General features: G+C 51.4%; 7 protein-coding genes. 2 read left to right on the forward strand and 5 right to left on the reverse strand.

Features of this window, described 5'->3' with window-relative positions:
* The first annotated feature begins 239 nt into the window (after nt 1-239).
* Entirely contained in the window at nt 240-1,583 is a 1,344-nt protein-coding gene (locus IGR76_11395) for a serine/threonine-protein kinase (GenBank protein MBF2079093.1), read from the forward strand.
* A 228-nt stretch (nt 1,584-1,811) separates the two neighbouring features.
* A complete protein-coding gene (locus tag IGR76_11400; GenBank protein MBF2079094.1) occupies nt 1,812-3,368 on the forward strand; it encodes a DUF4070 domain-containing protein in 1,557 nt (518 codons plus the stop codon).
* Between the two features lie 58 nt (nt 3,369-3,426).
* Here IGR76_11400 and cobN read toward each other — a convergent pair whose 3' ends face one another.
* The 5 genes from cobN to IGR76_11425 all read right to left on the reverse strand — a co-directional run bounded on the left by cobN (nt 3,427) and on the right by IGR76_11425 (nt 13,940).
* Nucleotides 3,427-7,197 carry a cobaltochelatase subunit CobN gene (gene cobN / locus IGR76_11405; GenBank protein MBF2079095.1) on the reverse strand — a complete coding sequence of 1,257 codons (3,771 nt, stop codon included), beginning with the start codon at nt 7,195-7,197 and terminating at the stop codon, nt 3,427-3,429.
* Nucleotides 7,198-7,271: 74 nt separating this feature from the next.
* Complete coding sequence (locus IGR76_11410) at nt 7,272-7,820, reverse strand: cyclic nucleotide-binding domain-containing protein (protein MBF2079096.1); 549 nt, start codon at nt 7,818-7,820, stop codon at nt 7,272-7,274.
* Nucleotides 7,821-7,958: 138 nt separating this feature from the next.
* Nucleotides 7,959-11,000 (reverse strand): MFS transporter, encoded by a 3,042-nt coding sequence (locus tag IGR76_11415; protein ID MBF2079097.1) that lies wholly within the window; start codon nt 10,998-11,000, stop codon nt 7,959-7,961.
* A gap of 103 nt (nt 11,001-11,103) precedes the next feature.
* Nucleotides 11,104-12,303 (reverse strand): site-2 protease family protein, encoded by a 1,200-nt coding sequence (locus tag IGR76_11420; protein MBF2079098.1) that lies wholly within the window; start codon nt 12,301-12,303, stop codon nt 11,104-11,106.
* A 1,070-nt stretch (nt 12,304-13,373) separates the two neighbouring features.
* Complete coding sequence (locus IGR76_11425) at nt 13,374-13,940, reverse strand: Uma2 family endonuclease (GenBank protein MBF2079099.1); 567 nt, start codon at nt 13,938-13,940, stop codon at nt 13,374-13,376.
* Between the last annotated feature and the right edge of the window lie 147 nt (nt 13,941-14,087).

Genomic DNA, 14,087 nt, shown 5'->3' on the forward strand with positions numbered 1-14,087 from the left:
GGGTTCCACGTTGTTTCACCCAACCTACTAAAAAAGATTTGTCAGTCAACCAGGTAGCGTACCTGATTGCCTCCCAAAACACGCCTTCCCTCAATCGTTATAGATCCTTCATCAATAAGCGCGGAATGTTCACACACTGTACATACCAAGTCCCCAAGCATTCCCAGACTTCACCGTAAAATGGGCTGTGATCGGATCATTCAATGCTGCTCTGAATTTATCAACACCCTGGACACTGTATGAAAACCTTGAATTTGCCTCAACCTGATCAGATTTTGAGCAGCAAGCGTCTGGATTTATCCGGTGGATTGACCGAATTTCCGTTGGAGATTCTGGACGTTGCAGACAGAATCGAAGTCCTGAACCTATCCAATAACCACCTCTCCACATTGCCTGATGATTTTGCGCGGTTTCAAAACCTTAAGGTTGTGTTTTTCAACAACAATAATTTTGAAGTGTTTCCAGAGGTGCTTACCCAGTGTCCGAATCTATACATGATTAGCTTCAAGGCGAATCGCCTGAAGCAGATTGATGAGCATGTCCTTGCGCCTACGATTCGCTGGCTGACCCTGACGGACAACCAGCTTGAAACCCTACCCGCCTCGATCGGCAATCTAAATCAGCTTCAGAAGCTTATGTTGGCGGGAAATCGGCTGCAAACACTGCCTGAAGAACTGGCCGCCTGTCAGAGCCTAGAACTGATTCGTCTGGCCGCGAATCGGCTTACTGAACTGCCCACGTGGCTATTTACCTTGCCCCGATTATCGTGGTTAGCGTATTCGGGTAATCCTTTCTGTACTGCGACTCCGCACCAGAGGCCATCTGTCCCAATCAGTGTAGGGCGATCGCTCCCGGTGGTTAATTGGTCCGATCTCACCCTTGGCGACGTTTTAGGGGAAGGGGCATCTGGCGTAATTTACAAGGCAACCTGGAAGACTCAGGATCGCGTTGAAGAGGTGGCCGTCAAAGTGTTCAAAGGCGATGTCACTAGCGATGGTCTGCCTGCGGATGAAATGCGAGCCTGTATTGAAGCGGGTTCTCATCAGAATTTGGTACAAGTCCTGGGTAAGCTGGGCAACGCTCCGAATAGCCAGGAAGGACTGATCTTTTCCCTGATTCCTCCGCACTATGGGAATCTGGGTAACCCACCTAGTCTTCAAAGCTGCACCCGTGATACCTATCCCGCAGATCTATCTTTCACACTATCGACCATCCTGACCACAGTGAAGGGGGTTGCGTCGGTCGCTGCCCATCTCCATCAGCAGGGCATTATGCATGGCGATCTTTATCCCCATAACACTCTGATTACCGAAACCGGAGATTGCCTGCTTGGAGACTTTGGTGCAGCCTCGTTTTATGATCCGCGCAATGGGGAACTCGCGCAGGCTTGCGAGCGTTTAGAAGTACGAGCCTTTGGATGTTTGCTTGAAGATATGCTTGACCGCTGCACAGAGGTGGATTTGATTGCTCAGGCTGAACAGATGTATCAATTGCGGCAATTACAGCAAGACTGCATGAATCCCAACCCGTCGCTGCGTCCGCTCTTTGAAGCGATTGGTGAACGTTTGCATGGAGTCTGTTGAGGGCATTAACGTCCCCCCTACTCGACTCAGCTTTGCCCAACCGTCTGATGAATATATCTAGCAAAGCAACGTCTGAATTGATAATCGATTGGCGCAGAAGGATTTTGCTAGGGAAAGGTCATCCACGAAAATACCGTGCTAAGCTCATCACAAACGAAACAAACGAACTAAGCAGATCTTTACCATCGTTGTTTTAAGTTGTGTTCGTTAATGGGAGCGAGATTTAGAATGCGCGTGTTGTTGTTGTATCCGCTGTTTCCAAAAAGCTTTTGGTCGTTTGAAAAAGCGCTTGAGCTGGTTGATCGTAAAGCACTCCTACCTCCCTTGGGTTTGGCAACTGTGGCGGCTATTCTGCCCCAAGATTGGGAATTTCGGCTAGTCGATCGCAATGTGGATGAGGTCAGTGAATCGGATTGGGAATGGGCAGATTTGGTGATTTTGTCTGCCATGATTGTCCAAAAAGAAGATTTTCTAGACCAAATCCGTGCGGCCAAGAAACGTGGAAAACGAGTTGCGGTGGGTGGCCCTTACGCGACAGCACTGCCCCATGAAGCGGAAGAAGCGGGTGCGGATTACCTGATTCTTGATGAGGGTGAAATTACGCTGCCGATGTTCGTAGAGGCGATCGCCCGTGGAGAAACTGAGGGAGTTTTCCGCGCCAATGGCGAGAAGCCTTCGGTAACCGAGACCCCGGTTCCCCGGTTTGAACTCCTTAACTTTAACGCCTATGACAATATGTCGGTGCAGTTTTCGCGCGGTTGTCCGTTTCAGTGCGAGTTTTGCGACATCATTGTGTTGTATGGACGTAAGCCCCGAACGAAAACGCCGCAGCAGTTCTTAGCTGAACTAGATCGACTCTACGAGTTGGGGTGGCGACGAACCATTTTCCTTGTAGACGATAACTTTATTGGTAATAAGCGCAACGTTAAGCTGTTGCTGAAAGATCTCAAGGGCTGGATGGCCGAGCGGGATTATCCCTTCCACTTCAACACGGAGGCTTCTGTGGATCTCGCTAATGATCCAGAACTCATGGAATTGATGGTGGACTGCAACTTTAATGCCGTCTTTTTGGGTATTGAAACGCCAGACGAAGAGAGTTTGACGCTAACCCAGAAGTTTCAAAATACGCGGGACTCTCTATCGGAATCCGTGGATAAAATTATTGAGTCTGGTCTGCGAGTGATGGCCGGATTCATTATTGGATTTGATGGAGAAAAGACCGGAGCGGGCGATCGCATTGTTCGATTTGTGGAAAAAACAGCGATTCCTACCGCATTCTTTAGCATGTTGCAGGCTTTACCAGATACGGCATTGTGGCATCGTCTTGAGAAAGAGGGACGTCTTCGGGGGAGTGGCAATATTAACCAAACCACATTGATGAACTTTGTGCCGACCCGTCCCGTAGAAGATATTGCCCGTGAGTATATAGACGCATTTTGGGAACTCTACGATCCGGTCAACTACGCGAACCGTACCTATCGGCATTTCCTAAAACTCGGGACTCCTCGGCATAAGAGTTCGCTGCGGAAAGTGAGTTGGGCGAGCATCCGTGCGTTACTGATCGTATGTTGGCGGCAGGGCGTAATGCGGAAGAGTCGTTGGGTCTTTTGGCGAAATTTCCTGGGCATTCTGCGTCATAATCCTCGCGTGTGGGATCACTATCTGTCGATCTGTGCGATTAACGAACACTTTTTGGAGTATCGCCAAATCGTGAAAGACCAGATTGAGGCTCAGCTTGAGCAATTTTTGCTGGAGGAGCAGTCTCAACTACAGAAGGCCGCGTAGGGTTCTATTGCGGCGATCGCGTCCACGGCTTGCCCCCATCGATGCTTGGGGAGCCTGGTTATAGTCCGGCTCCCTCAATCTGGGCGTCAGCTTCAAGGGCGATCGCCCGTAGTGCTTCTAGGGTCTCAGTTTGTGGCTGTTCCCAGAGTCCCCGTTGGTGGGCTTCTAGCAGTCGTTCAGCCATGTCGCGCAGTGCCCAGGGATTGCTAGTTTGGATGAATGCCTGCACGTCAGCGTCCAACAAATAGGCTTGGGCAACGCCTTCGTACATATAGCCAGGGACGGTTTGAGTGGTGGCGCTGTAGGCAAAGAGATAGTCTACGGTGGCGGCCATTTCAAAGGCTCCCTTATAGCCGTGGCGCATGACTCCATCAATCCATTTGGGATTGACGACCCGTGAGCGATAGACCCTGGCAATTTCTTCTTGCAAACGGCGGATTCTGGGACGTTCGGGCAAGGAGTGATCGCCAAAATAGACCTCTGGATTTTTGCCTGTGAGCGATCGCACTGCTGCCGTCAGTCCCCCCTGGAACTGATAATAGTCATCGGAATCCAGGAGATCATGTTCGCGGTTGTCCTGGTTGTGCAGCACAATCTGGAGGTTACGAAGACGAGATTCAAAGGCTTCAGAGGCCGATCGCCCTTCCCCTTGCCCGGTGTAGGCATAGCTGCTCCAGTTCAGATAGGCTTGGGCGAGGTCATCATCCGTTTCCCAATGCTGCGATTCAATGAGACCCTGGAGACCAGCACCGTAGGCTCCCGGTTTTGAGCCAAAGATCCGATAGCGCGATCGCTCTTTAGCCTGCTCAAGGGACAGTCCTTCTGCTTGCCAAGCTAGAGTCTCTTTTTCGATCTGAGCCGAAAGGGGATTATGTTCTGCTGATTCTGGCAAGGATTCCACCGCAGCAATGGCGCGATCAAAGAGATCGATTAAATTGGGGAAAGCGTCTCGGAAAAAGCCCGATATCCGCAAGGTTACATCCACTCTGGGACGGCCTAACAGTTCAACAGGCAGCACTTCGATATCCACCACCCGCCGCGCTACTCCATCCCACACTGGACGGACACCCAGGAGGGCTAGCGCTTCAGCAATATCGTCACCCCCTGTCCGCATGGTGGAGGTGCCCCAAATGGAGAGACCGAGGGTTTTAGGATATTCTCCATGCTCTTGAGTGTAGCGTTCGATCAGGGCTTCTGCGGCTTTGCGCCCCACATCCCAGGCACTTTCCGTGGGAATGGCGCGAATGTCTACGGAAAAGAAATTGCGACCCGTGGGTAACACTTCCGCTCGTCCCCGTGTCGGCGCACCGGACGCCCCACTAGGCACATAGCCCCCCGATAGACCCTTTAAGAGATAGTCTATTTCTTGCGTTGTTTTTTGGAGGTTGGGTAAGAGGCGATCGCCCATCCATTGCAGTTCACGGTAGGTTTTGGGTAGGGAGAGAGTGGGAACGGTCTGAGTCTCTAGCATCTGATCAATCCACTGGGCTGCGATGTCTTCCAAAACCTCCACCGCATCGCCCACTGTTCGGCAGTGCGCTAATGCTGAAGGAGCGCGATCGCCCTCTGATAGCACCTGACCCAAATCATCCGCTAAGGGATCAAAAGATACTCCCCAATCCTGAGCGATCGCCCGGGTCAGCCCCACTCGACCTGCGCCAGGATGACGGGCGATCGCCATCATCAGATCGCGCAACTGCCGCTCGTCTGGGCACTGTCCAAAGATATGGAGTCCATCCCGAATTTGAGCTTCTTTGAGTTCGCAGAGATAGCTATCCGCCCGACTCACAAACTCTGCGATGTCGATGTCAGTCGGCGTAGACCCATATCCCAAATCTTGAGAGAGATGGTCTTGGGTGGCGAGTTGGAGGATGCGATCGCGGATCACGGTCAAGCGGGAGGGATCGAGGCTCTGAGCTTCGTAATACTCATCAATTAGGGCTTCCAGTTGGGAAAGGGAGGAATAGAGTTCAGCACGGGTTAAGGGTGGGGTGAGGTGGTCAATAATCACGGCTTGGGCACGTCGCTTGGCCTGGGAACCCTCGCCCGGATCGTTGACAATGAAGGGATAGAGATGGGGAATTGCGCCTAGAGCCACTTCAGGATAGCACTCTGGCGATAGTGCCACACTTTTTCCGGGGAGCCATTCCAGATTCCCATGCTTGCCGACATGGACAATCGCATGAGCGTTAAACGCCTGACGTAGCCAGTGGTAGAAGGCTAGATAGTCGTGGGTCGGTTCTAGGTCAGGGGCGTGATAGTTCAAAGATGGGTCGTGATCATAGCCCCGCGCGGGTTGGATGCCGACAAAGACATTGCCAAACTGAAGTCCGGGGATAGGAAATTGACCTGCCTGGTGAGATTGAGGTTTTGGGGTTCCCCAGCGATCGCCCATTCCTTTCTGAACCTGGGACGGGATCTGCGAGAAATAGCCTTGATAGTCGCTTTCCGAGAGTACCTGATGCACAACGCGACTGTGGCTGTGGGGATCATTCGTCTGTCCACTGGTGAGTTGGCGGATCAGGTCGTCGCCCGTTTCAGGGATATCGCCAACGGTGTATCCTGCCTCTCGTAAAGCATTGAGAATGTGGATACAGCTTGCGGGCGTGTCTAAACCGACTCCATTGGCTAAGCGTCCATCTCGCGTTGGGTAGTTCGCTAAAATTAGCGCCACTCGACGTTCTGTCGTTGGCGTTTGACGCAATCGCACCCAATTGGCTGCCAGATCGGCCACAAAAGAGACGCGATCGCCTACGGATTGATAGGTCACGACATCGGTTTCGAGAGCTTCGTGACGCTGTTGAACGGTTTTGAAGGAAATGGCACGGGTAATAATGCGTCCGTCTACTTCCGGTAACGCCACATTCATCGCCATATCGCGCGGGGATAGACCTCGCCACTGCGCCTGCCACTGGGCTTCTGTCCCCCCACTCAGAATCACTTGAAGTACAGGCACATTGAGCGATCGCCACAGATCCACCTGAGGGGATTCCGTATCCAACCGAGCCACGGAAAAACTGGTGGCATTTAAGAGAATCTCGATTTGCGGCAGGTCGGGCGATCGCCACAGTGCCAAGAGTTCCGCCTGGACGTCCGGTTCTCGCAGCGACGACACAAAGATTGGAATCGGCGTTAGATGGCGCTGACGTAGAGCACTACAAAGAGCATCGATCGGTTCTGTATTTCCCGATAGGTAATGGGCTCGGTAGAACAGAATCGCTGCTCCAGGTGCGATCGCGAATGGGGCAGCAGATGTAGATGAGGCGTTTGCACGCTCAGGAGACGAATAGATCCCCACTCTTGGAACGGTTGCAGGGGGAGCAGGTGAATAGTCTAACCCTAAACAGGTCGTTGCCAAATAGCGCAATGCGTTGGCTGCATTATCAATTCCTCCCTCTGTCCAGTACTGCCAGACTCGGTTGACTGTTGCCAAAGAGACCGTGGAATGGCTCATCAAATCGGGATCAGGGCGATCGTCCCCTGGCAGGACGATCAAGGCCGCCTGGGTTTGTTCAACAATCTCTTTTACCACCTCTAGGCCATAGCTCCAGTAGGATCGTCCCCCCAGAATCCGCAACACAATGATCTTGGCTTTGCTCAGCACCTCATCGGCGTAGGTGTCGATGGTGAGCTGTTGCTGAAGATTGAGGAGGTTGGCGACCCGCACCGTGGGAAACGGGTTGGGTAGCTGGACACAGGCCGCTGCGAGGGTTTGAATATCCGTATCGGCAGCAGTCAAAATCACGATATCCCCGGGAGTTTGCTCAATAAAGACAACTCCCTCAGCGTTGGGATCCCAGCCTCCCGGCATAGCAGCCAAACGATGCATAGTTTTCTCCGGTGGTGCGATCACCCATTATATAGCGATCGCTCAGAACGGTTTAGATTCCAACGTTGCGAATATTAATTGACCCGATACTCTGATCGGCGGGAGGCGCGGGTGTTGGTGGCGCGCGCACTGAGGATGGGATAGCGATGACCGTTTTGCGAGGGAGCAACGGATGCCGGTTTGTCTGGCTCGGCCTGGGCTTCGCTATTTTTCAAATTTAGTTCCCGAATCCGGCGCGACAGCAGGCGAATAATGTTTACAGCAATTCCAGGGGTCTCGTCAATAGCCTCATAGAGCTGCTGCTGCGTCAACGTGAGGCAGTCACACGGTTCTAGGGTGGTGACCGAGGCTGAACGGGGTTCCGAGTCAAATACAGCCATTTCGCCAAAACAGCTTCCCGTTCCCAATTCTGCTAGAACGCGATCACCAATGTGAACCTTGACCCGACCGGAGACGATGATATAGAGGGACTGCCCTTCCTGCCCGTGGGTGAAAATCGTGTGCCCTGCGGGAAATCCCAGTTCGTCCATAATCGAGGCCAGTCGCACCAAAAAATCATCGCGCAGTTCGTTAAAGAGCGACACCTTTCGGACAAAAAGCAGGCGATCAACACTGGTTATCATGGTTGCGTCAGGCGTGACATCAGGAATCTCTTTGGGATATCCACCATCTTATCGAAACGAGGGTGGAATGGCGTTTTTTCGACAGTAAGGGGGGATAGTATGTATCTTGGAATACGACAGAGCAGATAGAGCGATCGCTCAGGCAGGATTAGTTCGAGAAATAGATAGCGAATCGTTGCTGTTCGCCAGGTTTGATCGGTTATGGATAGAGCGAAACAGCCTTTCCGCAAGGGCAGACACAACAGGATTTGGGTCTTGACATAGGGTTGGATAAAGATCGTTGAAGGTTCGCGGCGATGCCGCGTGAAGATAGACCATCGCTGCTTCGCGGACATATCCCGTCGGGTGGCGAATGCCCGAAATTGCATGATCAGGGTGAAGTCGCCAGCGCTGTTGATAGGCTAACTGAAAACAGCAGGCTAAGGCCCAATCAGATAGAAAATGCCGCAACTCTAGCAGAGCCCGTAGCCGCTCACTGGCGGACAGGGGAACATACTGATAAATCTCGCTCAAAGCCTGGAGTTTGTCCCGGTTGTTTTGCCGCTCCAGCATATTGAGCAAAATAGACTTGTTGGGAATATCGATCGTGTTATCTAGAATTTCTAAGCCTTGGGCAATGCTGGCCGTAGATGTCGATTCCAAATTGAACGCTGCCGCCTGAATCGTATCCGATTTATAGAGAAATCGCATCAATAAAAAGAGTCTCTCCTTGGCGTCTGCATCTACATCCTTGAGGGCACTCACTAACAAATCGGCTGTGCCTCCTTCTAGGCGTGCCGATTGAAAATCAACAATGGCGGCATAGGCATGCCCCATAAACATCAGCTCTTGGTCGATGAACATTTCCAGCCCCGGGCGTCCCAAGGTGTCTATGACCGCTTCAATGCCCGCTTCATGGGGGTACTTCAACAAAATGCGGAGAATCGTTCGTCGCGTGTTGCCCCATGCGGTCATCAACCGAGTCACCAGGGCATCCATGGCTTCAATGGTCTGGATCTTGCCCAGGGCTGACCATGCGGCATTTCGCACCGTATCTGGTTTGTGAATATCTTCGGCGATCGCCAATAGCAGTGGAATCGCATCGTTTTCTAAGCGCACCAGGGCACGCATGGCAGCTTCACGAGTGGATTTGTAGTACAACGCCCGTACCAAAACCGGATAGAACTCTTCCGAATGAGTGGCGGCGATCGCATCCAGCATCGCCCGACGCACCCGCAGCGATTCATCCTGCAACAGCGGTTTGATGTACAATCGCAACGACTGCATATATAACGCCTCTCCCAGGGCACGGCAGCCCATCACCCGCTCTTGCTCATCCGGATTAATCAGCATTCGGCGTACCACATCCGTTGCTTTTGCCTTTTCCTTAGGATCACCGTGGCGGAGAAGAAGGGAGGCTGCTGTGCCGCGTACTACTGGTGCCACATCGGGTTTGAGGTAGGCGCGTAGCTCTGCCGTATTTGGAGTGGCGTCCGTAATCCAGATATATCGAAGCGCAACAGCCAGCACATCGGGGGGTAAGGCATGACGCTCAACCAGCGATCGCATTGCGCCAAGGTGAGCCGCGTTGGGATGGAGAACCATCGCGTTTAAGCTTTGACGCTGCAACGTGGGAGATAGAGTCGGCAACAGCGGCATCAACACATCTCCGGCTCCTCTGGGGTTGAGGTGGGTCAATAGTTCAATACAGGACTGCTTATCTGCCTCCGGTCTTGGCTCTTGCAACACCCTCACCAGCGCATCCTGAAAAGCATTCAGGTCAATATCCGAGAACGATCCCAACTGTCCCCACTCAGCCCCTAGCACCAGGAGATTGGTGTACTGCGATCGCAGTTGCCATACCGTCCACAGCCACACCATAGAGGCGATCGCAATGATCGAGAGAAATAGACCATTTTGGATATTGAAAAAGCCGATATTGCTGAGGCTTGGAAACGCCATCCGCACCATCGATAGCAGCAGCAGCATGCCGGCCCCTGTTAAGCCAATCGCAATAGGTTCCGCCATGCCGCGCACCATTGACTGGACGCCACCTCTAGCCCGTTCAGGAATCGGTTGAAACAGGATAGGGCTGGTACTGGCAACCAGGGTATACCGCAATAACTCATCGACAAACTTCAGCAGAATAATGACCCAAAACAGAATCGGTTGCCGCAGAACGAGTAAGGCTAAGAACGCCAGTGTAGCTGTAGATGAAGGAGGAATCATGGCGACGGAAAAAACGCCCATGCGCTCGACGACCCGACTTGAGACAAACCACTGCATGAGCAGTTCAAACATGCCGAGTACGCCGCTAAAGACCGCCAAGAAATCTGCAATATCTTCAACGTCCACATTCAAGTTCTGCGTGAGGCTCTGTTCAAGCTGGCTGAGATACTCAAAGTCAATCAGCAACAGCAGCACTTGCAGCATCACAAAGAAGGTGACGACCAGAACCACGTATTTCTGAATCGGGCCATGAATTTGGCGCTTTTTACTAAACTCTGCATCGCTATGGGTGTCTTGACTGCGGCGACGGCTAATATCTGGAAACGACTGACGATAATGACGACTGATGTAGAAGAGGACGCCGGCTCCCATGATCATCATCAGACAGGCCAGCAGCACTAAATTTTCTAATCCAATCAGCGATCGCAGTAGGGGCAGGGAAAATCCGCTTAAGACATCGGCCATCAAAATGCCGCTACTGACGAGGGGAAAGGTACGCTTAATTTCCCGAATATTGAAAAGCTGGTTGGCAGTGATGGAGGTATTGAGTTCGCTAAGCACATACAGCGCCTCTACCCAAAGGCGCATCAAAAATATGGCATAGGTGAACATGACTGCCGTATTCAGCCCGAACCAAAATAGGGGCAGGGGCAGCGCCATCAGGAGTCCAATCAAGACGATGACGGAGCGGAGCGGTAAGACCTTTTGCATCCAGGAATAGAGAAAGCCTAGTCCCGTGCCAATTCCAGCACTGGCAATGTAAATCCACGGTAAGGAATCGGCTCCATACTCCCCAATGAAGAGGGCTGCGGTACTGACTTCAAACCACAGCATCCCGACGGAGGTCGAGGTATAAAACAGGAACATTAGCAATGTTCGGGCAGCTTCCTCTGGGCGTAGATTAAACCACTGGAGAAGTTTACGCAGAATTGGAGAGCGGTTTTGGCTGATTGGCAACTCGCTTAGCTTCATGCAACACCCATCTCATCAAGCTATGTTCTAGGGCAAAACGCTTAGACTGACTCTATATTAAGAGTGCCCACAGAAACTGGCGCGTATGCACAATCGATTGATTCTAATCCAGTGCCGACTTGGCGATCGCATCTAGGGGGAGTCCGGCGGGATAGGTGCCCTCTTCTTTAATCTGCTGAATCATGCGTTTCGGAATCAACACCCGCATCTTTTCGGCGATCGCCTGCACCACATCGCCGCGATCGATCACACCGGATACCGCACCTGCAGGCGACAGCACCGTTAGGTGTTTTGTATTTTTCTCGTCCAGATCGCGCACAACCTCGGCTAGGGATGCCGTTTCGAGAATCGAGGGAAGGTTGTCTAACGGCTCAGCAATATCGTTGAGGGTGCGGCTATCCCACAGGTTGCGATCGGTTTCCCGCAACACATCAACAGACACCATTCCTCGATAACGACCGTTGGAGGCTGCATAGTAGGTCGTCGGTGGCGCTTCATGGATGAGGTGGTGTTCCGCAAACTCGCGCAGCGTCCAAGCGGCGTCTACCACGCGAAAGTCACGGGTCATGGCATCAGCGGCTTTGATGGTGAGCAGGGCTTCCTGAACGTTGGTAAGGCTACTGTAGGCGTTGGCGTTCCGCACCCCGAACCAACCTAAGAGGGCAATCCACAGGGCATCGAATGCGCCAAAGCGGAAAAATAGAACCACACCGATAATGATCGCCATCCAGCCGAGGGTTTGCCCCACCTTCGCCGCCCAGCGCACCCCTCTGAAGCGATCGCCCGTTGCTTTCCAAATGGCCGCTTTGAGCACTTGGCCACCGTCTAGGGGCAGACCAGGAATCATATTAAATAGAGCCAGCACCAAGTTGATATTGGCTAAGTCTTGCACGATGGTGGTCAACGGGTCTGACCAGCGCACCACGTTTTGCAGCAGGAAGAGAATCACAAATAGGCTGAAACTGACCGCAGGGCCTGCGATCGCCACCTGAAACGCTTGTCCCGGTGTTTTGGATTCTCGATCAATGGAGGCAATGCCGCCAAATAGGAATAGGGTAATGGAGTTGACCCGAATACCTTGGGATAGGGCAACGACGCTATGCCCCAGTTCATGAAGGAGTACCGACCCAAAGAGGGCGAGGGCCATGACAAATCCAGCGATCCAGGCGATGTTTTGCCCCCACTCCAGGTCTTGCCAGGTTACCCCGTATACATAGGTCACCGCTATTAAGATGAAAAACCAGGATGGATCGAGCATTAGCGGAATGCCAAATATAGATCCAACACGCCAACCTGATTTCATGCGATCGCCCCACACATATGCTTCTTCTCTCAGGATAATCACTTTTGCTGAGGTTTTGCCGAATTAGGGGCGATCGCCCTTTCGCGCTATCCTGAAATATATCGCTTTCGATGTCGGTATCTCCATCCTAGCTGCGCTGCAATTCACCAGGCCTGACGACCTCGATCACCAAGAGTCGTGGTGGCATAGCTCAGAATACAAGCCTTTCAATGATCCGATGAACTTAGAAAATCTCTTAAGCTACTAATTTGATTCTTACTGTACATATTTCTAGTATTGAGACTATTAAGTTTCTCCCGAAAGGTGAGTAAATCAGGTTTCACAAAGTTATTAAATTCTAAAAGTCGTTTGAGTAATGCCTCAAATGCTACACAACAAGTACGCGATTGATATATCTGATCATTGTCAAAAAAGCGTCTAAAACGGTATGCCATTGATCGATATTCAAGTACTCAGCAACTGTAGTCAACGAATTTACAATCCTTGTAGAAGAGTCAAAGGAATTAGAGCCTACAAGTGCATCTATTAATAAGGATAAATTCTCTTTTAATCTAGGCTTGATCAGCTCATCTGGCAGTTTTCGTCCATGCTTTATATTCGAAAGCAAATCTTCAAAGGAAATATTTTCAACTCGCTTGGCAATAAAAGCATTGAATGAATCTACTATGCTTTTCCTTTTCTTTTCTGAGTGAGTCTGATAGGTTGACTGTGCTAATAAGTGGGTAACCTGAATTAAACGATGTCCTGAGAACGGTATACCGAGCTTTCTAGGTTCCAGAGCTACGTTTAGTTAGGACTCTCTACTTATCAGTGCAAAATTTTATTGAGGATAACTAAAACCTCTCTCATTTTGGCCTATCGTTCTCTAGAAGTTAGCATTGGAGGCGAATCTTTGATCTCTAAAGATTAATTTAAGAGCAGCATCTTTATAATATTTAGTCGATTGACAAACCTGCTCAAGTTACTAACATATATTACTGAGCAATTCAATACGCTGCCATCATATGATCATTCTGGTGCGATCGCCCACCTCTCTCAATTGAAGAGTCGAACGGCACCCTCCTGATTTCCTATGCTTCGACCTCTAACGAGAAGCCCGGTAGCGTTTCCTCCCCCGACAACACCGCAGGCATATCGACCACCTCTACCGACTGTCCAGGACGGTAAATCTCCACCTGCTGATCCTGGGGATTAATCAACCATCCCAACCGCAGACCGCTATCGAGATATTCCTGCATCTTTGCTTGTAGCGGGGACAGGTGATCGCTCCTCGATCGCAGTTCAATCACAAAATCAGGACAAATCGGCGGAAACGTTTCTCGTTGTTCTGGTGTTAGGGCGTCCCAGCGATTGCGCCGCACCCAAGCCACATCCGGAGAGCGATCGCCCCCACCCGGCAAGCTAAAAATAGTAGACGAGCTAAACACCACGCCCAGCCCCGTCTGCTCATTCCACACGCCCACTTTGATGATCAGTTTGGCTTCCTGGTTGCCACTTTCTCCCCCCACAGGTGACACAATAATCAACTCTCCTTTAGGCGATCGTTCTAACGGAATGTCGCGATTTGCCCTGCACAGTTCATAAAACTGCTCACGGGTCAGTTGCATGATGGGCGATAAATCCAGGACGGTGCTCATCTCGTTATCCCTCATCTGTTCCTTTATCTTCAGCGTATACCCAGTTATACCAATTCCAAAAAATCCGGTTACAGATGGGGGCAAGGGGGAGTACTGGTCTGCTAAGAGATGATTGCTAAGATTATAAGCAGCATCGAGGTAAACCAA

Source organism: Synechococcales cyanobacterium T60_A2020_003, assembly GCA_015272205.1.
Taxonomy (GTDB): domain Bacteria; phylum Cyanobacteriota; class Cyanobacteriia; order RECH01; family RECH01; genus JACYMB01.

Bases quoted from the DNA above. Each gene is read 5' to 3' on its own strand.
- IGR76_11425 (MBF2079099.1), bottom strand. From the start codon at position 13,940: ATGAGCACCGTCCTGGATTTATCGCCCATCATGCAACTGACCCGTGAG.
- cobN (MBF2079095.1), bottom strand. From the start codon at position 7,197: ATGCATCGTTTGGCTGCTATGCCGGGAGGCTGGGATCCCAACGCTGAG.
- IGR76_11395 (MBF2079093.1), top strand. From the start codon at position 240: ATGAAAACCTTGAATTTGCCTCAACCTGATCAGATTTTGAGCAGCAAG.
- IGR76_11410 (MBF2079096.1), bottom strand. From the start codon at position 7,820: ATGATAACCAGTGTTGATCGCCTGCTTTTTGTCCGAAAGGTGTCGCTC.
- IGR76_11415 (MBF2079097.1), bottom strand. From the start codon at position 11,000: ATGAAGCTAAGCGAGTTGCCAATCAGCCAAAACCGCTCTCCAATTCTG.
- IGR76_11420 (MBF2079098.1), bottom strand. From the start codon at position 12,303: ATGAAATCAGGTTGGCGTGTTGGATCTATATTTGGCATTCCGCTAATG.
- IGR76_11400 (MBF2079094.1), top strand. From the start codon at position 1,812: ATGCGCGTGTTGTTGTTGTATCCGCTGTTTCCAAAAAGCTTTTGGTCG.